Raw genomic sequence first — 19,858 nt, 5'->3', positions numbered from 1 at the left:
AACGAATTTGGGAGGTGGAAAGAATATGGTAGCTTTCTTACGACTTGTTGCTCAACTTGGCACTAAAGCAGCTAAATGGGCTTGGGACAACAAATCAACTGTTATCAACTGGATCAAGAACGGTGCAACGTTCCAATGGATCAGTGATAAAATTGACAGCATCATCAACGGCTAATTCTGAGATTATCTTTCAAAGTAGTTTGGTGGAGGTGAAAAGAATGACAACTTTCTTACAACTTGTTTCTAAACTTACAGCTAAACAGGCGATTTGGGCTTGGGCTAACAAAAAAAAGGTACTTGAATGGATAGGACAAGGCTTTTCTTTTAAATGGATTTCAAACCAAATTATCCGAGCTTTAGCAGGCTAAACGAATTCAGGAGGTGAAATAAATAATGGTAGCTTTCTTAAGACTTGTTGCTCAACTTGGTACTAAAGCAGCTAAATGGGCTTGGGCTAACAAATCAACTGTTATCAACTGGATCAAGAACGGTGCAACGTTCCAATGGATCAGCGATAAAATTGACAGCATCATCAATGGCTAGTTGTTCGTTAGCCCAATAGGGATAGTGTAAACACTCTATCCCTATTGTTTTATTATAGCCAAAAATCAAACATTTAAAACCTAAAAATCATAATTTTTGTGATTATTTTTTTATAGTGATGTCTTGTGTTTTCATCTTTTCAATTTCTTTGACTCTTTTTTTGTGGAGCATTCTACGACCGCGGTTCCACTCTTCAATTAAAAGAGCTAATCCAACTAGCGCGATAATAAGAAAACCTATGTTATTACTTACTTTATTTTCGAAATAAAACCATGACATTCCAGCGATAAAGACGATCGGGATTAAAGCTCCCCAAATAAGGTTGTTTCTTGTTGAAAGGAAATACTGAACTGCAAAAACGACAACTACTAAAATAAAATACATTAATTCATTCATTTAATCTCCATCCCTTTCTGCTTTATATTTTTCAATAATGTTTTTGGCAACTTCTAAACTAATTTTTTCCTCAATCGCGAGTTTCTTTACATATTTAACTAGAGTTTCTTGCTCTAGAGTTTCATTTAATCTAATCAATTGAATGATTCTGTCTAATCGGGTTCTAACTGTTGGATAAGAAACATCATAATCTTTTGCTATTTGTTTTAATGAACCTGAACTAAGTATAAATTTTCTTATAAATTCTCTGTCCTCAGAATCTACAGATAAAATCCATGTTGGAATATCTTGCTCCATATATCAGCCACCCCGCTTTTTTATTATTATAACACAGAAAGAATAAATGTAACCAAAAAATGAATAAAAAAATGAATAATGTTTATTTTTTCTAAACTTTTTTAAAATTTATGTGGAAAAACCTATCCAAAATATGTTATTGTAAGTTTAGGTTATTTAACCAATAAATTGTATTTTGTGGAGGTTAAGCATGAAACGTACTTTAGAAAAGACTTTTACTATTATAGGTGTTATTTTATTCACAGCCTTACTTATTGGGAGCTTTATGTTTTATGAAGGAACAAAAAATAACAATGATACTAACAAACTAATCCAAGACTTTATTGATGAAGAAAACGTACAAGATATCACACCGGAACAAGTAATTAACATCCTTGCCAATGGTTCTTTATATATGATCGCAATAACGATATTGAGCATACTAGCAGGAATTTTTTCATTAATATTATTAAAAAACAGAGCACGCTCTGCCGGTATTCTATTAATAACTACCTCTATTTTAGGCTCCTTATTAACAATCTTTTTAGGCATACTTGGCGGCATTGCGTATCTAATTGCTGGAATTACTATAATTGTGAAAGATAAAAAAGCAAGAAACGGGACAGATCAGTCATTCTAAAAGAGGTGAAACTATGTTTGCAATTGGTTTGAATGAATTCAAAGCACTGTTTAAAAGTATACGCTCTATCCTAATTATTATTGTCCTAATTGGAATTACAACCGGTACGGCAAAAATCCTTAGCCAATTTAGTGACCAATTGAAATCTTTAGGTCTAGGTGATAATGCATATGTGGGTGGATTAATGGTATTACTTTTCATTGCTGCCCCACTATTTGTCACCAGTCTAGCCCATAATGTAATCAATAAAGAGGTATACTCTCGTACTGTTCGATTTTTAGTGACGAAAACATCTAGAAATAACATATTATTAGGAAAGTTTTTAGGTAATCTTCTTTTTTGGATTGTATGTTTAACTATTTCCTTAATATTAATTATCCCGTTTTCAAACACTTTTTATTTTCTAGAATTAATACAATGTATTGTGTTTATTTCTTACTTCTTAGGGTTAACTCTATTACTATCCACTATCATTTCAAACCCTTCTATTACAATGTTTCTAGGTATTACATTGTCGATTATTTTACCTGTTATCGGTATGATTAGCATTGGATCAAATAATATTATCATTAAAATGATTAGTTATATCACACCCTATTATTATTTCACTCAAGAGCAGACTGCTTTTACATATATAGTCATCCTTTTCCCAATTTTGTTTTTAATCGTAAGTTTAATGCTTTTTAGAAAGAGGGATTTATAGTGTATGCACTCAAAACGACCAATCTAACAAAGAGATATGGAAATAAAATTGTTGTTGATAAAATGAACTTATCAATCGATAAAGGCACAATATTTGGTTTTCTAGGGAAGAACGGTGCCGGCAAATCAACATTTATAAATATGATTACAGGTATAATTGAACCAACTGAAGGACTTTATGAAGTATTGGGCTATAAAAAGAATCAACAAAAATCAATCTGGGGTAAAATAGGGGTTCTCCCTGACTATTCTACATTCTATGAAAACATGACCGCACTAGATCATTTGAAATACTTTAGTCAAATATTGAAATTAGATTTAAAACAAGAAGATTTAATTGAACTTCTAGATAAAGTTGAGTTAAAAGATGCAGCTAAGTTAAAGACTAAAAATTTTTCATTTGGAATGAAAAAAAAACTAGGGATCGCCCAAGCATTATTAAATAAACCTGATTTAATTTTTTTAGATGAACCGACTTCAGGGGTTGATGCAAATTCAGTATTAAATATCCATTCTATTATTAAAGAAATCGCCACAAACGGTACTACCGTATTTCTAACCTCACACAATTTAGATGAAGTTGAGAAATTATGTGATGAAGTTGCTATTATGAACAAAGGTGTCATTCAAATTAAAGGAAGTATGAAAGAGTTAAGAACAGCATACAAAAAGAATATGACCGTTTATATAAAGCATAGTGTTGCTTCAATTGCACAGATTGAGTCATTAACAGTAGACCTTAAGAGTATTTCTATAAAAAGTGAAATCAGTGAACTATCATCCCAAATAACCATTGAAGATGAATCATCTATACCATTAATCAACAAGCTTTTTATTTCTAAAAACATTGATGTATTTAGAATAGAAGTCGATGAGCCATCATTAGAAGAAATATTTCTTAATATTGGAGATAATAATTAAGAATCCTATAAAAAGTAGATTTAGTATCCAAGTGGTACTAAATCTACAAAGGATAAGGAGGATTATATTTGTATCAATTGAAGGAGCCCTCAAAAAAAATTTCTAAAGATGCGATTAAGGTTTGGCGGATAGTTGACTTTATAAATTTTATTATATCAATTAGCGTTTTAGCTGTCCTTTTAGTTCTACACAACTATTATAGTTGGTCAGAATGGATTGTTTGGCTTATTTATAGCCTCATGGGTATTTTAATTATATCAGCCATTGTAGAACTCATGTTAGTCCCTATTTACAAACAAAAAACTTGGCGTTATGAAATAGATATAAATATGATTCAATTAAAGCATGGAGGAATTTTCAGAAGGAAACACCTAATAATTCCTATGAATAAAGTATATTTTGTAGATACTTATCAGGGTCCCTTATTAAAAAAATATGAATTATCTTCTATTAAGATTGGTACGATTGGCTATGTACATGAAATACCTTGCATTCCAGAAAAAGAAGCTTCAGATATTCGTGATTATATAGCGCATATTACTGATAATCAAACCAAAAAGAATGAGATTAGAAAGGAAAGCTCTCTATAAATGGAAACTAATAGTCGCCTAAAAAGATTACATCCATTATGGATGCTATTTGAATTATTAAAATCGATTAAAGGTTTCATCTTCTTCTGTATTTTTTTATCAGTATTATTTGGTTTTTCATCCATATCAATATTCTCTAAATTAGGTTTTTTAATTATTGTTATTTTTGTAATTTACAAGGTCATTACTATATTATTAGAGTGGAAACATTTTGGTTATGACCTAAGCGAAGAGGAGTTATATTTAGAAAAGGGTAGGTTCATTACTGTAAAAAGACATTTTCCAATTAACAGTATTCAAGGTGTGAATCAAACATCTACTTTTTTCCATCGTTTTTTTGACCTTACCTCTTTGTTAATTGATGTAGGATCAAGCAATAATGACCACGTAGTAAAATTACATATGATTACAACTTCAGAAGCTTTGAGCATAAAAAAGCACCTTACGGAAAAAGGCAGTATCAATGCTAATGTAGAAAGTGAATTTGAAGAACCTATACAACAAAGTGCTCAGAAACTTCATTATGAAATCCAAATGAAGGAGATATTTATTGCTTCCCTTACATCTTTAAGATTACTTTTCTTTCTACTTCTTCTCTATTCTGCTTACTCAGAAATCAATCAATTTTTGTCTTTAGAAAAGTATATAGATAGTTTGATTTCATTTGTAAAATCCTCTCCAATGACAATTATACTGAGTGTTTTTTTACTTATTATATTGTCTATTCTATATGGAATTTTAAAGACATACTTGCAATATGGAGGATTTAAATTATCTTCGGACAAAACTAGACTGTACATCGAAAAAGGTAAATTGAATATTACTGACTTCTCTATCCCAAAAGAAAAGATTGAAGCGTTATACTTCACTAGCAGTTTTATACAAAAATTACTTTCTATTGTGAAAGTAAAAATCATCAGTTCGACTGAAGTTAATGACGAAAATGTAAAATCACCAAATATATTATTTCCTTTTATAAATAAAAATTTGGCAAATAAATTAATTTCAGATATCTTTCCTAGCATTAGACTAGAGACCAATATGAAGAGAATACCATGGTATTCTATCATACCTAAATTATTTAGATCAGTCATATTTTGGTGTTTAACGCCAGCTCTTCTTTTATTTTTCAGAAATGACTTATGGTATATTTCAATATTTATAAGTGTTGTATTTTTACTCATTCAATTGTTTAGCAGTTTGTACAGCTCCTACAGTTGTAATGATCATTATTTGCAAATAAAAAAAGGCGGCCTTACAGATAGACTTCTCATAACACACAAATATAATATAGAAAGATTAATAATCTCAGAGACACTTATCCAAAGGAAATTAGGGTTGGCTTCAATTAAAATAGTTAACAGAGCAAAACCAACAAAAACAACTATCATGCATGATTTACCAAAAGAAATAGCCGAAAATTATTATGATTGGTATTCAAAAGGAATAGCAGAACAAACTTCTATCAACATACCTAATGATCATTCATTGGATCTATTTACTGTTCAGAAACCAACATAATTTAAATCTAATTCAGGCACTGACTTAACTTGAAACTTTGATTACGTAAAAAAGGGCTAAACATTTTAGCCCTTACCTTTTTCTTCCTTCCATAGCACACGCTTCACATAAAACAAAATCCCCAATCCAAACAAAATCAACGGCAACTCCCAGTCTGCAGAAACCGGCAGCCATTTCAACATCATAAGAATCAGCAAAACAGCTCCCACACCTGCATAAAAGAACACCGTTTTTTTCAATTCTTGGTTTGATTGAAACGAAAAACCACCTCTTTATTAACACTTTTTATACCATTTTTATCATATTCAACTGATATAAACAATCATTTCATCAATCCATATCCCGACAAGCCCAAGCATCCACCTCGACCTTTAAAGCAGGTGAAGCCAAAGCCACCACATAAATCATCGTCATACAAGGCAGATGATCCCCTAAAAACTCTCGCATGATTCGCTTTCTGCTCTCTGCTTCAAACTCACCTACCAAATAAAACACAAGCTTCGTTATATCTTCTACTTTCATATCTGCCGCTTCTACATTGCGTTTTACATTCTCTAACGCTAGCTCGAGCTGTTCCATCGGGCTCGCTGGGATGGTCCCATCGACTTCCATCCCCACTTGCCCTGACAAGGTTAACCACCGCTGCGGCCCTGTTGTTTCTATTTGATGAGTGTAGGGTGCAACTGGCGGGTGAATGGCCTCCGGATTACGTGATGTTCGCATTGATAAAAACCCCTTTTCTGAAAATACAGTCAATTTTTATCATCATATCAAACTTTCAATGGTATTCAGATTTTTATGCTCATAGTAAACCTGAAGAAACAATCGCAACCGCCTGCTATAATTCTTGTCTTCTAAAAAGAAACCATCCAAAGAGAAAAAAGAAACCAATCAATACCGATACACCTAGAAAGCTTGTAAGCGCCTGATCCGAATAAGTTCCTCCATGAATCATCTCCTCGGCCGCACTTGTCACGCCTTTAGGCGCAAACTTCCCTAATGTATCCTCATAAAATGAAGGAACGGTAAATAGAATAAGGTTGATCAAAAGCGATACACCGCCAGCTGTGACGGAACGTGTAAAGAATGCCGAAGCACAAATGGTCGATACCACAATCAGCAATAAATTGGGGTAATAAAGAAGCGTTCCTTTTACCACATTGACCCAATCTACATGCCCAAATTGGATGTCCACATAATAAACGGAGGCAAGCACCGCCACCACCAAACTAAACAAGGTCAAACAAGCATAGGCGCATATTTTCGAGACATAGTAACTCATTCGACTGATTGGTTTCACCATGATCATCGCCGTCACCCCAGAGGCACGCTCTCCTGCGATCGTCCCCATCACGATCATAATGAGTATAAAAACGCCAAGCGAATCGAACTTACTCAACGCACTCGCTAAAGCCTCTCCAGCGCTAGGCTCTGGTATATAAAATGTGGACCCTTCAGGTAGATTCGCTGATTTCGACAAAAGATCTGGCAGCATTTTGAGTGTAATAGGCTGTGTGATCATTAAAATCGTAAAAATGATTGGCACAAACAACATTTTATAACTAGTGAATAACTCCCTAAATTCCTTTTTAAACATCATCACGCCGTCACAACCTTCATGAAAATATCTTCAAGCGTCAGCTTAGATAGTCGATAATGGAGGAGAACACCGCCAGCTTCAGTGATGAGACGAGGCAGCTCCTTCAATGCCATTTGTTGATCGTTGACTCGCACCTGATAAGCGTCTCCTGTTTCAATGCATTCCTCCACCCAATCCTGCTCTTTTAACAAAGCCACTAATTTCGTATTCTTTTGTTCTAATTGAAATTCAATCACTGGCTGAATATAGTCTTCTTTGATCTGTTTCATGGAAGAGGACATTTCAATTTTTCCGCTGTTGATCATGATAATATGATCCGCCACCCGTTCAATGTCATCTAAAATATGGGTCGACATAAAGATCAACATCTCATGCTTTAAACGCTCAATCAAAGTCAGGACGTCTTTTCTCCCCATCGGATCAAGTGCGGACACAGGTTCATCTAGAATAAGAACCTTCGGGCTGTTGATGAGCGCCTGTGCAATGGCGAGCCTCTGCTTCATTCCTCCACTATAGCTGCCAATGGCACGATCCTTCGCCTCATACACACGGCAAAGCTTCAACAGCTCCTCAGTTTTGGAACGAATGATGTTTTTCTCTAAATGAAATAACCCGCCAACCCAATGCATCCACTCCTGCCCCGTCATATCCTGATAAAATGCAGGATGTTGCGGACAATAGCCGATCACATGACTAATGTCATCCATGTCCTTTGTCACATCCATACCCGCCACCTTCACGACACCAGACGTAGGACAAGCAAGCCCCGTCAAAATTCGAATCGTCGTAGTCTTACCAGCTCCATTGGCTCCTAAAAAGCCAACACATCCAACTTCCCCAACAGAAAACGAGACATCTTTTAACACTTCATGCCGTCCATACGATTTCGTCAGCCCGTGACACTCCAACATATTCAAGCGAATTCCTCCCCTTTTTTAAGATTGTTTACGACCAAAAATGAAATACGCAATAGGGCCGGCACTCGCCACAAACACAATCACCAAAGCCCAAACCCACTTCACCTCTCCCCTGATTCTCGACGGATCTCTTTTCAACAAATCAAACAAACCAATCACCATTAAAATGGCTTGTAGCAAAATAAGAGGTAAAATCATCTTCATGTCCATCACGCCACTCCCTTTTCAAACCCCAATTTGTTTTGGTATTACTTCTTTTGACGACATGAAGAGAGAATTCGTTCAAATGGATTTTATTTTTATTGGTCGAATGGTCTATAAATATAAAAAAGCCCAGTGAGGGTTCTTTCACTGGGCTTGCTTGTGATGTTCATGACGAATCTCGCAAAATCTTTTCCATTTTCTTTCCATTGGCTAACTCATCAATCAGCTTATCTAGATACCGAATGTTTTTCATCGTTTCTTCCTCAATGTCCTCTACTCTAACACCACAGATGACTCCTTTGATTAAACTGCGGGAAGGATGAAGCTCAGGAGCCTCATCAAAAATGGCTTCAATGTCTATCTGCTTATCCAACTGTTCCTGCAACTCTTCTGGACTGTACCCTGTTAACCAACAAATAATCGTATCAACCTCAGCCTTCGTTTTTCCCTTTCTCTCTGCCTTTGCGATGTAGAGAGGATAGACTTTTGCGAAACTCATTGTGTAGATTTTAGGCTTGGTCATGTGTCTGCTCTCTTTCTTCGTTAAATATTTAAACTGTCACGCTTTCTCAAGGGAACTCCCTCTCATTATGCACTTAGTATAATGTGTTAAAAATACAACTTATAAACGATGATATATGCCTTTATTATTTCTTTCATCTTTTTTGAAAGCTCTATATTTAAGAAATTGAACGATACAAAATCCAAGGAATACACCAATTGGTCCTCCGCTTGAGACAGGACCACCAATTAAACAATAAGAAATGACAAACAATGCAATATAACCAATTATGAAAAAAACAATTCCCCATTTTTCTTTTTTTACATATCGAATAAAAATAATATTTCCCCCCTAAGAATATTTATCATAATAGCAACATGGAAATAGTATCTATCAATCAAAGTTCAGCTTAGATCTTTCAACTGTTAGTTCTATTGACACAAAAATACCCCTTTAGACAATTAAATCTAAAGGGGTATCAAAATGTTGGTTTGAAATAAAGTTTAATCAAAAATATCTCACCAAACAGCATTTTCCGGTAAATGAAAAGAATCCATTTTGAAAAAAAGATTGATCAAAATGAATTCTTTATCAGTAGATCTATGCTTTGATTTTATAAAAAAGTTTGATCATTTCCTAATGGTGTTACTCAACAATCGTGCTTGATTGTGGAAGATCATTACTTAATCCCTATTCAACATAAAGAAACTTTACTTAAACAAGAAGATTTAAAAACTTTAATTTTGTATTAAAAGAAGTATTCATTTATATATAACTATTAGATTGTAAAGAACTTATATTGCATAATCATCTCGTTTTAAGATAACTCAGGCAATCCAAGCTCTTTTAAAAACTGATTATGCTTATCCTTTGCCTTGCTAATAGCAACCTCAATTTCATCTAGATTTTTTTTCACATCTGCAAGATCAATAATTTCTTCTTCCGCAACCGTGCTAACATATCTTGAAATGTTTAAGTTAAAAGCATTCTTTTCTATTTCTTCCATAGATACACGGCGAGAGTATTTTTTGTCATCTTCTTTTCGATATTTATATGTTTCAACTATTTTGTCGATATGCTCTGGCAATAGGACATTTTGCCGTTTACCTCTGTCGTAGTACTCACTTGCGTTGATAAACAGTACATCATCGAATTTTTTGCACTTTTTAAGCACAAGAATACAAACTGGAATACCTGTTGAGAAAAACAGATTGGCTGGCAAACCAATAATCGTGTCAATATTCCCATCCTTGAGTAACTTTTTTCTAATTTTTTCCTCCGCACCACCACGAAAAAGAACACCATGAGGCAAGATAATTGCCATTGTTCCCTCATCACTTAAAAAGTGAAACCCATGTAGTAAAAAAGCAAAGTCGGCAGCTGATTTTGGTGCTAGACCGTAGCTTTTAAAGCGGAAATCCTCTGCCAGAGTGTCGTTAGGTTCCCAGCGGTAGCTGAAAGGTGGATTGGCTACTACTGCATCACATTCCAACTTTTTTGCTGGATTCATTTCAGTGAGAATGTCCCAATCATTCAGCAGTGAATCTCCGTGAAATATTTTAAACTCGGAATCTTTAAGACCATGTAAAAGCATATTCATACGAGCAAGGTTATAAGTTGTGATATTCTTTTCCTGTCCGTATATCTGACCAATACTATTAGCACCAAGCTGCTTTCTAACATTAATTAGAAGTGAACCGGAACCACACGCAAAGTCAAGCACATTTTTGAGTTGCTTCTTTTTGCCTGTGCTTGGGTCTTGGCTATCAAGTGAGACTATACGTGAAAGGATGGTTGAAATTTGCTGTGGCGTATAAAACTCTCCGGCTTTTTTGCCTGAACCCGCCGCAAATTGCCCTATTAAGTATTCATACGCATCACCCAAAAGATCACTTTCATTGGGGAACTCCGATAAACCTTCTGCTATAGCAGTTATTATTGAGCACAGCGTGGTATTGCGAGTTTCATAACTCTTTCCAAGTTTATCAGAGTCAAGGTTAACCTCAGAGAATAATCCACGAAACGTGCTATCAAAAGATTCGTTTTCTATAAATTTAAAGCCTGCTTGCAAGTTTTTCAAAAGATACTTATTTTGTGTACGTGCCAATTCAGATATATTACCCCAGAGATAGTGTGGCTTAATAACAAAATGAACCTTACGGCGCATTTGCTTTTCAAACGTAGACACTTGTTCTAAATTGTTAATGTACCATACAACAAGAGGGGTCAACTTTCCACTTTCCAACAACAACTCATATTCTTCAATTATTGCTTTTTTAGCCTTTTCATCTAATTGCTGTTTTTTAAAATAGTTTTTTATCTGTTCTTTCAAAGCGTTTATAGTATCAGCTTGGTTATCAGCAGCGTTGATTTTTTTTATTTCTTCTTCACATTGTAAATAATCGCTTCCAAGCTCTTTTTTTACAGCTTCCTCATAATTGTCAGAAAGGTAACGCAAGAAGAGAAAGGACAACATATAATCACGGAAGTCATCGGCATTCATGGCTCCGCGCAATTTGTCAGCAATTCCCCAAAGCGTTGCACCTAATTGTTTTTGTTGTGTATCATTCATTGTTTTACCTCTATTCTTCAATAAATAGTTCAGGATTAAATCGATATGATTCCATATAACCCCTTAAAATTTTTCTGAAAACCTCTTTGTTATCTTCGACCATTTCGATAGGCTCAAACAACGAGTAGTTTCCATGGCTTAATATGTTCACATATCTTGCAAATACAACACCGTCTTCATCATCTTCATCACGCCTAATACATTCGGTGAAGTCTTTAAATCCATGAAAAGATGCTGCTTTTTCAAGAATGTTTCGCAAAATATTGAAATGATAAGTGTATAGTTGTCCTGTGTCCGCTGCTTTTCTTAGCTCTTTTATTAATGCAACATGGTTAAAAAAAGGAGTATCTGTAGTATCTTGAATGAGATACTCACCTGTTTCCTTATTCTTTGATAATAAATAATTCTTTCCTTTTGACCTTTTAAGCTCATTATACATTACATTGAAAAACAACGAATGATGGGAGGATATGACTGCTTTAATATCATCTTGGCTTTTTAACAACTGAGCAAGATGGCTCGCAACTGCAATGGCGTTATTATCATCAAGTGATGAAATAGGGTCATCAATATAGATATACTTAACCCAACTGTAAGCCGGCTCTTGATCCACTACTAATTGAACAATAGCCAGGAAAAAACACCAAACAAAGATATTCTCTTCACCACGAGAAACTTTTATGTTATCTATTTTTTCCGTTTCCTCACCTATTCTTACTTCCCGTGAAAAACTAATCGTCCAGTCTTCATAATCAATAGAAAAATCAAAATCAGTATACCTTCTTAAAAATGGGCGAATGCGGCTTTCCATTTCAAGCTCTCTTAAACCATCAAAAAAGCGAGAATTTTTATTAATATTCAACAGTCTGTTGGTATCGTCATCTAAATCGTTATCCCAAGTGAAAAGGTCTTCGGTAAATGCATTATAGTATAGCGTATCGGGTAATTTCTCGTCGCTATCAGGGATAGCTTGCTTGCCTAAATCTTTAAATACACACGAAAGTCTTGTTTTACCTGTTCCATTGTATGCAAAAAGGAGTACATATTTCTTACTATCGAGAATAGTTCTAAATGAGGTCGACAACGCATTTAAGTCTGAAAAAGAAGATATAGTAGGTTGAGGACTCATTCACTCACCTCCTCAATAGAAGGGAAAAGTCCTTGCATTAAGCCTTTTTTGTGTTTCTTTAAAGATTCAATTTTTTCTGCTTGTGAGGTTATAAGAGCATCTATGCTTAACAAACAATCAGCGATTTTTTCTTGTTCTTCAATTTTAGGCTTATAGCTTTTCCAATTCTCTATTGTACCTTTTGTAATATGCAGCATTCCCAATCCATTTGCAGACTGAGATTTCATTTTTTCTGTCTCTCTCTCAAGTAACACGAATAAAAATTTTTGAGCAACATCCTTTTTTCTGCTAACTTTCCAAATGTGATAGTGGTAAATAACTTTTTCTCCACGCCAAACTTGAGGACCGAATGTAGCAGACCAAGCATATAGAAGGTCGCCAGCTTCACAATACTTATTCTCGTCAAGTTCTAAATCAGAATAATACCATTTATTATTAGAAAAAAAGTTACCTACACGAAGCACTCTGTATTTACCAGATTGTAAGAGTTCTTCTTGTTTATATGCACGACCATTAAAAAATGTTGCCATATCACCTAATGTGCATACTTCCCACTCGCCTTCATCCCTAAACTCCGGAAATCTCCATTCTGGAATAGTTTTACCTTCGGCAGGGAATAGCTTTTGCATCAAGCCTTTTTTGTGCGTTTTGAGAGCTTCAAGCTTTTTATCCTCTGCAGTGATAAGGTCATCAAGGGAGGACAGACAATCAGCAATTTTTTGTTGTTCTTCTTCTGAACGGTAAGGCAAAGGCATTTTCATGAAGTTATCATTTGATATGCTCATTCGGTCATGCCTGGCACCTGTATTTGAGACCCTTTTTAAATAGGGATGCCAGAGATTTGTTTTAAAATATTGCTCATAAAAATCATTATTATGATTCTTAAACCTGAACACTGTATATAGCGGAGACATAACGCCTTTTCCTATTTTGTTTTTTGATATCGGTCCAACTGGCGCTGTTGCAGATATGCGGGGATTATAAACATAGTCCCCTTCATTTATCACAAAATAATTCTCAAGATTATTTTTGTTTGAAACTTCTCTGTCAAAATAATCACTTTGGTCTACAACCCCCTCAACAGCTGAGTTTGTAAGAACGCGATTTATTAAATTATGTCTATTTCTTACTGTTATCTTGCTTGCTAAATCACTTAGCGTACATAATTTCCATTCTCCCGTTGAGCGAAACTCCGGAAACCTTAGCTTCGGCACCAACGTCAACTTCTCTTTTTTATTCATACGCATTCAGCCCCACAATCTCACGTCCATCTGCAAGCTTTTTAAGCAGCGGAATTAAATCGTCCATCAATTCTAGTTCTTTTTTGGTCCTGTCTCTCCAGCCAAGCTCTAGCGGCTCTAACAAATCGCTTAGTTTTTCACCGTCAAAAATCATGCGCCCTATAATTTCATCTATAAAGGATTTCAACGATGCAGGTTCAATACCGTGTTTGTTTGCAATTGATTCCATTTCTTTTAGTGCTTTCTTTCCCTTGAATTTTTGGTATCCATCTTTTATTTCCTTTTCATCCAAACCTTTTCCAGATTCTAATCTGCTGATATAAGCAATAATATCTTCACGTTCTTCCATCATATTTGAATTGGAACAAAGTAAACTAATAAGTTGCTCACGGCTCATTTTTTCTTTTTTAGGCACATCGGGTTGTGTATATCTCGAAATTAGAGACATAATGTAGTCATAATCAATAATTGCAGAGGAAAATAGAACGAACTCAAAATCAATCTGTTCAATCACCGGATCTTTATCCCTAATATCTTTGCCCTGCTGCGCTTTTAACATTTGGGCAGTTTCAATATAGACACCACGGAACGCACGCAAAGTGTCTTCAGGTAACAGTTCTTCAATTTTTGCCGCTTGTTCTTCCCTGATATCTGTATATTGATCAAGCTGTGTTTTAAGGCGCTGCACTTCCTTAAATTTATTGATAAATTCACCTCGTGCGGCGTCACCCTTAAGGTTGCTTACTTGCTCTGGCTTACATTCTACCCCTTGTGATTCCATAAATTTCTCAAGATCGGCAACTGCTTTATTCAGCTTTTCAACCACAACAGGAGCGGGGTCAACAAGCCAAATTTCTTTTGCCCTACTACTGTTATCTTTTCCAGAAAACAGTGCAATTGCTTCATCTACATCTTTTTCTTGCCCTCTAAAGTCAAGAATATTTCCGTAAGGCTTTGTGTCGTTCAAAACACGGTTTGTTCTTGAAAATGCTTGAATTAAGCCATGTTGCTTTAAGTTTTTATCAACGTACAATGTGTTTAGATACTTTGAATCGAATCCTGTTAAAAGCATATCCACCACAATAGTTATATCAATTTTGTTTACCTGTGGATAGTCGGAATTTGGGTACTTTTGGTCTTTGATGCGTTTTTGCACATCTTGATAGTATAAATCGAATTCGCTTATGCTGTGATTTGTGCCGTACTGCAAATTGTAGTCATCAATGATGCTCTTAAGTGCTGCCTTTTTCTTATCAGGCTCTTGTTCGTTATCGGCTTTTTCTTGCTGTAGGTCTTCTTGTAACTGCTTAACATCTTTGTTTCCTTCAGCCGGTGGAGAGAAAACACAGGCAATATTTAGCGACATAAAGCTTGCTCCATCATTCTTTTTGCGTTCCTCTTGTAACGACTTGAAGATTTCAAAGTATTCTATTGCATCGTTGATAGAAGCTGTTGCAAAAATCGCATTGTATCGTCTACCATTAGTAGCGGCATCGTGTTTTGCTAGTATTGCTTCGACAATCGCCTTTTTACTTACAGTGTCAGAGGTTTTTGCTGCTTTTTTGACATCTTCTGGCTTAAAATAGTCGATGTGAAAGCGAAGAACATTGCGGTCATCAATGGCATTAGTTATGGTATAAGCATGTAATTCTTTTTCGAAAACATCTTTTGTTGTGATATAAGAACCGACCGTTCCATCAATTTGCTTATATGTTGCATTTTCTTCAAATATTGGTGTTCCGGTAAAGCCGAAAAGCTGTGCTTTCGGGAAAAAGTTTTTAATTGCTTCATGATTATCGCCAAACTGTGAGCGATGGCATTCGTCAAAAATAATGGCAATACGTTTATCGGTGAGCTGTGCCAAGCGGTCTTTGTAGGTAGGTTCGCCCCTTTTCTTTTTCTCTTGGTTACGCTTGCTATCTTCATTAAGAGCCAGCCCAAGCTTCTGAATTGTGGTAACAATAACTTTGTCACGGTAATCATCCGAAGTAAGCCGTTTAACTAAACTTTCTGTGTTGGTATTCTCTTCAACGCAGCCTTCTTGAAATTTATTAAACTCCAATCGAGTTTGTCTATCTAGGTCTTTTCTGTCAACGACGAATAAACACTTCTCAATTTCAGGATTGTCCTTCAAAAGTGTTGATGTTTTAAACGATGTAAGTGTTTTTCCACTTCCGGTAGTATGCCATATATATCCGTTGCCACGATTCTGATCGATACAGTCCATTATTGCCTTAACAGCGTAAATCTGATAAGGACGCATAATCATCAACTTCTGCTCACTTACAACAAGTACCATGTAACGGCTTATTAATTGCCCGAGAGTGCATTTTGGCAAAAAGTTGTCAGAAAAATCATGAAGATGGGTAATTTTGTTATTATCTTCATCTGCCATCTGATAAATTGGCAAAAAGCGCTCTTCTGCATTAAAACAAAAGTGCTCCTTGTGATTGTTGGCAAAATAATATGTGTTACTCTCGTTGCTCACAATAAAAAGCTGCATAAAGCAAAGCAACGAGTTTGTATAACCATTGCCGTGGTCGTTTTTATAATCTACAATTTGCTCCATAGCTTTTTTAGGTGTGATTTGCAGTGACTTCAGTTCAACCTGAACAACAGGAACCCCATTGATGAGGATAATAACATCATAACGATGATTGCTGTTATCTGTGTTTATGCGTAGTTGGTTTATCACTTCAAATTCATTTTTACACCATTCTTTTATATTAACAAGGGTATATTGCAGCGGCGTGTCATCATCACGCTTAAAGGTGTTGATTTCTCGTAAAGTTCTCGCAGCAGTGAATACATCTGCAGTGATAATACTATCTCTGAGGCGCTCAAATTCAGAATTGCTTAACTTTACACGATTCAGTCTTTCAAAATGTTCTTTGAAATTAGCTTCAAGCGAAGCTTTATCTCTAATATCCTCACGATATATGTATTTTAAGTCCCTAAGCTTTTCTATAAAACCGGCTTCTATTTCCCTTTCGGCTTTCATATCTAATCTCCTCATATTATAGTATAGAAAATCCCTAAGCCCTTTTCTAAAACTACATAATATCTATTTCGCCTTCACAAGCAACTCAATCAATTCATTGTTTACATTTTTATTTTCACAAAGCTTGATTAAGGCATGTCGAGCAATTTTATTCGGCTTTGTATGATTATTCTCCCATCGATTCACAGATGTAAAACCAACATGAAGCTCACGAGCAAGCCTCTCTTGAGACAAACACAGCTCCAAACGTACTTTTTTAATCGCTTCGCTTAACTCCATTTAGAATCACCTCATAATTGTACAAATAACCACGATATATTATATCATAAGCTATAGCATCTTAGTGTACAAAGTTATTGTAAATATTCACTATAAGGAAAAGAAAACCTTAAAAACATGTCTATTTTTAAGTTTTCTTACATGATGCCACAGTTTGTTTCTTCCTCATTCAAAATATAATACTTCAAGTTTTATAATTGTTACTCTAACCTAGTAAATTTATTTGTTGATTCCACGCCTAGCCCCTTTTATAATCATACCAACTGAGCCTAGCTTCGAAGAGCATAACATGATTAACTCTTTATTCATTATAATCCACACCTAAAATACCCTTTTGATGGTTTCAAGAAGACATACAGCATTTTTGTTTTGCTTTTCATTTCCTTTATTTTTTAAAATCCCTATATTTAAGAGATTGGACGATCCACAATACAAGAAATACACCAATAGCCCCTCCTCTTGACGTAGGAACAACAATCAAGAAATAAGCAACTTCCTATTTTTCTAAACATTCACTTATAATTATTTTCTTCCCTTTAAATTAAAAATGAATGTACGATTTATTGATTCTACCTTTAATTTTAATTAGCTCTTTAGACACAAAGACACTCCTTTAGATATTATCTAAAGGAGTGTCAAAAATCCGATTTAATTAAACCTACTCCACCGTCACACTCTTCGCAAGGTTACGTGGTTTATCCACATCACACCCGCGGTGAAGGGCTGCGTAGTAAGCGATTAGCTGTAATGGAACAACAGATGCAAGTGGTGCAAGTGCTGGGTGTACAGCTGGAAGGACGAAACGGTCGCCTTCGTCTTCTAGGCCTTTTAGTGAGATGACACATGGGTTTGCACCACGTGCAACGACTTCTTTGACGTTACCGCGAATGCTGAGGTTCACGTGCTCTTGCGTTGCAAGGGCAATGACCGGTGTGCCTTCTTCAATTAAAGCAATCGTGCCGTGTTTGAGTTCTCCGCCAGCAAATCCTTCTGCTTGGATGTAAGAGATCTCCTTTAGTTTTAGTGAACCTTCAAGGCACACATAGTAGTCAAGTCCTCTTCCGATAAAGAATGCGTTACGTGTCACTGTGAAGAAGTCACGAGCGATTTGTTCCATTTCATCCTTTTGATCGACAAGGGCTTCCATTGCGTTTGCTACAATCCCAAGCTCTTTCACAAGATCAAAGTCAAGAGATTGACCATTTAATTCGGCTGCAACTGATGCAAGGATCGCAAGAACAGCGATTTGTGCTGTGTAAGCTTTTGTTGAAGCCACTGCAATTTCTGGTCCTGCATGAAGAAGCAATGTGAAGTCCGCTTCACGAGAAAGCGTTGAACCTGGTACGTTTGTGATCGTTAATGCTTTATGACCAAGCTCTTTGACTTGAACAAGTACAGCACGGCTGTCCGCTGTCTCCCCAGATTGAGAAAGGAAGATGAACAACGGCTTTTTCGATAGAAGCGGCATGTTGTAAGAGAATTCACTTGCTACATGGACTTCTACAGGTACTTTCGCCCAGTCTTCAATATATTGTTTACCGACAAGTCCTGCATGGTAGCTTGTTCCGCAAGCCACAATGTAAATGCGGTCTGCTTCTGCTACTGCGCTTGCGATATCGCCAGCGACTGACAGCTTGCCGTTTTCGTCTTGATATTCTTGGATGATTTTGCGCATGACAAGCGGCTGCTCATCCGTTTCTTTTAACATGTAGTGAGGATATGTGCCTTTCTCGATGTCGCTTGCATCTAGCTCAGCGATATAAGAAGGACGTGTCATGATATCACCGTCAAGGTTTTTGATGATCACCTCGTCTTTTGTGACAATGACCATTTCTTTATCCATTAATTCCGCATATTCGTTTGTTACTTGAAGCATCGCCATTGCGTCAGAAGCTACAACGTTGAAATCTTCTCCGAAACCAACCAATAATGGGCTTTTGTTTTTCGCCACATAGATTGTTTCTTTGTTTTCGTTATCGAAAAGGGCAATTGCGTAAGAGCCTTTTAGTTGAAGAAGCGTTTGACGGAAAGCTTCCTCTGTATCAAGACCTCTGTCCACAAATTGTTCGATGACTTGAACAACAACCTCTGTATCTGTGTCGCTTTTTAGTGTGACGTCTTGTAAATATTCGCGTGTCAATTGTACATAGTTCTCGATGACACCGTTATGAACAAGCGTAAAACGGCCAGAAGCACTTTGATGCGGATGCGCATTTAGATGGCTTGGTACACCGTGTGTTGCCCAGCGTGTATGTCCGATTCCAGCTGAAGATGCTACATTTGCATCAACAACTTCACGAAGCTCAGCGATACGTCCTTTTTCTTTGAACACATGCACGCCTTCTTCGTTTGCCACAGCGATACCTGCTGAGTCATACCCGCGGTACTCTAGCTTCTCTAAACCCTTTAATAAGATTTCCTTCGCATCATTCTGACCAATATAACCTACGATTCCACACATAAATATTCTTCCTCCCGATCATGTGAAAGGGACAAAGAAAGCCTACTAAAATAGAAGGGACATTTCTTCGTCCCTCTCTACATGTTTAATTTGGGAGATCATGTGTATTCCCTTTGTACAAAGAGTCACCTCTTTGCTTTAAAGAAACACTTACGGCTGTGATCTCTTTTTTGATCAGCCGGGAGGCATCCGCCGAAAATTCGATAACCTCCATCCTCGTCAACTAAGCATCTTTCGTCCGATCGCTTAGTTCGGGCGCTATAATTATAAGAGAGTTGCTGAACATCTACCCTGCCTTTCCTGATAGAATAAAAATCCAGTAACACAAGGATGATTGTACTATAAGGTCTGACCTCCGTCAAT

Annotated in this window: 21 protein-coding genes; 8 read left to right on the top strand and 13 right to left on the bottom strand. The window is 36.1% G+C overall.

The genetic code is table 11. The features are described 5' to 3' along the window. Positions 1-25 precede the first annotated feature (25 nt). Genes C6347_RS12625 through C6347_RS12615 form a run of 3 tightly spaced genes read left to right on the top strand, consistent with a single transcriptional unit; the run spans position 26 to position 543 of the window. A complete protein-coding gene (locus C6347_RS12625; protein WP_035390638.1) occupies positions 26-175 on the top strand; it encodes an aureocin A53 family class IId bacteriocin in 150 nt (49 codons plus the stop codon). Positions 176-218: 43 nt separating this feature from the next. Beyond that, positions 219-368 carry an aureocin A53 family class IId bacteriocin gene (locus C6347_RS12620; RefSeq protein WP_106071706.1) on the top strand — a complete coding sequence of 50 codons (150 nt, stop codon included), beginning with the start codon at positions 219-221 and terminating at the stop codon, positions 366-368. A gap of 25 nt (positions 369-393) precedes the next feature. Further along, positions 394-543 (top strand): aureocin A53 family class IId bacteriocin, encoded by a 150-nt coding sequence (locus C6347_RS12615; protein ID WP_017358895.1) that lies wholly within the window; start codon positions 394-396, stop codon positions 541-543. A 102-nt stretch (positions 544-645) separates the two neighbouring features. Here C6347_RS12615 and C6347_RS12610 read toward each other — a convergent pair whose 3' ends face one another. Together C6347_RS12610 and C6347_RS12605 are read right to left on the bottom strand one after the other, a co-directional pair. Continuing rightward, entirely contained in the window at positions 646-939 is a 294-nt protein-coding gene (locus C6347_RS12610) for a hypothetical protein (RefSeq protein WP_106071705.1), read from the bottom strand. Next, positions 940-1,236 (bottom strand): DUF2089 family protein, encoded by a 297-nt coding sequence (locus C6347_RS12605; RefSeq protein WP_106071704.1) that lies wholly within the window; start codon positions 1,234-1,236, stop codon positions 940-942. Between the two features lie 190 nt (positions 1,237-1,426). Between C6347_RS12605 and C6347_RS12600 the strand changes: the two genes are divergently transcribed. From C6347_RS12600 to C6347_RS12580, 5 genes are all read left to right on the top strand, one after another. Next, positions 1,427-1,855 carry a DUF4064 domain-containing protein gene (locus C6347_RS12600; RefSeq protein WP_017358892.1) on the top strand — a complete coding sequence of 143 codons (429 nt, stop codon included), beginning with the start codon at positions 1,427-1,429 and terminating at the stop codon, positions 1,853-1,855. A gap of 13 nt (positions 1,856-1,868) precedes the next feature. Further along, positions 1,869-2,558, top strand: coding sequence for an ABC transporter permease subunit (locus C6347_RS12595; protein ID WP_050826862.1), 690 nt, complete (start codon positions 1,869-1,871; stop codon positions 2,556-2,558). After that, positions 2,558-3,478 (top strand): ABC transporter ATP-binding protein, encoded by a 921-nt coding sequence (locus tag C6347_RS12590; protein ID WP_106071703.1) that lies wholly within the window; start codon positions 2,558-2,560, stop codon positions 3,476-3,478. The genes C6347_RS12595 and C6347_RS12590 overlap by 1 nt, the downstream gene beginning before the upstream one ends. 68 nt (positions 3,479-3,546) lie before the next feature. Continuing rightward, entirely contained in the window at positions 3,547-4,068 is a 522-nt protein-coding gene (locus C6347_RS12585; RefSeq protein WP_106071702.1) for a PH domain-containing protein, read from the top strand. Continuing rightward, a complete protein-coding gene (locus tag C6347_RS12580) occupies positions 4,069-5,589 on the top strand; it encodes a PH domain-containing protein (protein ID WP_106071701.1) in 1,521 nt (506 codons plus the stop codon). It begins immediately after the preceding gene. A 330-nt stretch (positions 5,590-5,919) separates the two neighbouring features. On the opposite strand, the gene C6347_RS12575 is transcribed toward C6347_RS12580, so the two are convergent. The 11 genes from C6347_RS12575 to glmS form a co-directional block, all read right to left on the bottom strand. Next, on the bottom strand, positions 5,920-6,312 hold the full coding sequence (locus tag C6347_RS12575; protein WP_106071700.1) for a RidA family protein: 393 nt from the start codon (positions 6,310-6,312) through the stop codon (positions 5,920-5,922). Positions 6,313-6,427: 115 nt separating this feature from the next. Further along, the gene (locus C6347_RS12570) at positions 6,428-7,192 is read right to left on the bottom strand and encodes an ABC transporter permease (RefSeq protein WP_106029707.1); all 765 of its coding nucleotides are present in this window, start codon (positions 7,190-7,192) and stop codon (positions 6,428-6,430) included. Beyond that, the gene (locus tag C6347_RS12565) at positions 7,189-8,106 is read right to left on the bottom strand and encodes an ABC transporter ATP-binding protein (RefSeq protein ID WP_106071699.1); all 918 of its coding nucleotides are present in this window, start codon (positions 8,104-8,106) and stop codon (positions 7,189-7,191) included. Before C6347_RS12565 ends, C6347_RS12570 begins: the two co-directional genes overlap by 4 nt. Positions 8,107-8,124: 18 nt before the next feature. Continuing rightward, positions 8,125-8,316 carry a PLD nuclease N-terminal domain-containing protein gene (locus tag C6347_RS12560; RefSeq protein ID WP_003217265.1) on the bottom strand — a complete coding sequence of 64 codons (192 nt, stop codon included), beginning with the start codon at positions 8,314-8,316 and terminating at the stop codon, positions 8,125-8,127. Between the two features lie 160 nt (positions 8,317-8,476). Beyond that, positions 8,477-8,833: a DUF2200 domain-containing protein gene (locus C6347_RS12555; protein ID WP_106071698.1), complete on the bottom strand. Its 357-nt coding sequence runs from the start codon at positions 8,831-8,833 to the stop codon at positions 8,477-8,479. Positions 8,834-9,629: 796 nt separating this feature from the next. Then, on the bottom strand, positions 9,630-11,384 hold the full coding sequence (locus C6347_RS12545; RefSeq protein ID WP_106071697.1) for a type I restriction-modification system subunit M: 1,755 nt from the start codon (positions 11,382-11,384) through the stop codon (positions 9,630-9,632). Between the two features lie 10 nt (positions 11,385-11,394). Next, a complete protein-coding gene (locus C6347_RS12540; RefSeq protein ID WP_106071696.1) occupies positions 11,395-12,513 on the bottom strand; it encodes an AAA family ATPase in 1,119 nt (372 codons plus the stop codon). Next, positions 12,510-13,754, bottom strand: a complete 1,245-nt coding sequence (locus C6347_RS12535; RefSeq protein ID WP_106071695.1) for a restriction endonuclease subunit S — start codon at positions 13,752-13,754, stop codon at positions 12,510-12,512. The genes C6347_RS12540 and C6347_RS12535 overlap by 4 nt, the downstream gene beginning before the upstream one ends. Beyond that, the gene (locus C6347_RS12530; RefSeq protein ID WP_106071694.1) at positions 13,747-16,755 is read right to left on the bottom strand and encodes a type I restriction endonuclease subunit R; all 3,009 of its coding nucleotides are present in this window, start codon (positions 16,753-16,755) and stop codon (positions 13,747-13,749) included. The genes C6347_RS12535 and C6347_RS12530 overlap by 8 nt, the downstream gene beginning before the upstream one ends. A 63-nt stretch (positions 16,756-16,818) precedes the next feature. Next, positions 16,819-17,034 carry a helix-turn-helix domain-containing protein gene (locus C6347_RS12525; RefSeq protein WP_106071693.1) on the bottom strand — a complete coding sequence of 72 codons (216 nt, stop codon included), beginning with the start codon at positions 17,032-17,034 and terminating at the stop codon, positions 16,819-16,821. A 658-nt stretch (positions 17,035-17,692) separates the two neighbouring features. Beyond that, positions 17,693-19,495: a glutamine--fructose-6-phosphate transaminase (isomerizing) gene (glmS, locus tag C6347_RS12520; RefSeq protein ID WP_060595399.1), complete on the bottom strand. Its 1,803-nt coding sequence runs from the start codon at positions 19,493-19,495 to the stop codon at positions 17,693-17,695. Positions 19,496-19,858 lie beyond the last annotated feature (363 nt).

This window comes from Bacillus sp. NMTD17, assembly GCF_002998735.1.
Taxonomy (GTDB): domain Bacteria; phylum Bacillota; class Bacilli; order Bacillales; family Bacillaceae; genus Bacillus.
The sequence above is the reverse complement of the archived record's forward strand: the minus strand, read 5'-3'. Positions and strand labels throughout refer to the sequence as shown.

Coding starts and splice junctions, on each gene's coding strand:
- C6347_RS12535 (WP_106071695.1), bottom strand. CDS start 13,754: ATGAATAAAAAAGAGAAGTTGACGTTGGTGCCGAAGCTAAGGTTTCCG.
- glmS (WP_060595399.1), bottom strand. CDS start 19,495: ATGTGTGGAATCGTAGGTTATATTGGTCAGAATGATGCGAAGGAAATC.
- C6347_RS12525 (WP_106071693.1), bottom strand. CDS start 17,034: ATGGAGTTAAGCGAAGCGATTAAAAAAGTACGTTTGGAGCTGTGTTTG.
- C6347_RS12600 (WP_017358892.1), top strand. CDS start 1,427: ATGAAACGTACTTTAGAAAAGACTTTTACTATTATAGGTGTTATTTTA.
- C6347_RS12560 (WP_003217265.1), bottom strand. CDS start 8,316: ATGGACATGAAGATGATTTTACCTCTTATTTTGCTACAAGCCATTTTA.
- C6347_RS12595 (WP_050826862.1), top strand. CDS start 1,869: ATGTTTGCAATTGGTTTGAATGAATTCAAAGCACTGTTTAAAAGTATA.
- C6347_RS12530 (WP_106071694.1), bottom strand. CDS start 16,755: ATGAAAGCCGAAAGGGAAATAGAAGCCGGTTTTATAGAAAAGCTTAGG.
- C6347_RS12605 (WP_106071704.1), bottom strand. CDS start 1,236: ATGGAGCAAGATATTCCAACATGGATTTTATCTGTAGATTCTGAGGAC.
- C6347_RS12610 (WP_106071705.1), bottom strand. CDS start 939: ATGAATGAATTAATGTATTTTATTTTAGTAGTTGTCGTTTTTGCAGTT.
- C6347_RS12620 (WP_106071706.1), top strand. CDS start 219: ATGACAACTTTCTTACAACTTGTTTCTAAACTTACAGCTAAACAGGCG.
- C6347_RS12575 (WP_106071700.1), bottom strand. CDS start 6,312: ATGCGAACATCACGTAATCCGGAGGCCATTCACCCGCCAGTTGCACCC.
- C6347_RS12580 (WP_106071701.1), top strand. CDS start 4,069: ATGGAAACTAATAGTCGCCTAAAAAGATTACATCCATTATGGATGCTA.
- C6347_RS12540 (WP_106071696.1), bottom strand. CDS start 12,513: ATGAGTCCTCAACCTACTATATCTTCTTTTTCAGACTTAAATGCGTTG.
- C6347_RS12555 (WP_106071698.1), bottom strand. CDS start 8,833: ATGACCAAGCCTAAAATCTACACAATGAGTTTCGCAAAAGTCTATCCT.
- C6347_RS12545 (WP_106071697.1), bottom strand. CDS start 11,384: ATGAATGATACACAACAAAAACAATTAGGTGCAACGCTTTGGGGAATT.
- C6347_RS12625 (WP_035390638.1), top strand. CDS start 26: ATGGTAGCTTTCTTACGACTTGTTGCTCAACTTGGCACTAAAGCAGCT.
- C6347_RS12615 (WP_017358895.1), top strand. CDS start 394: ATGGTAGCTTTCTTAAGACTTGTTGCTCAACTTGGTACTAAAGCAGCT.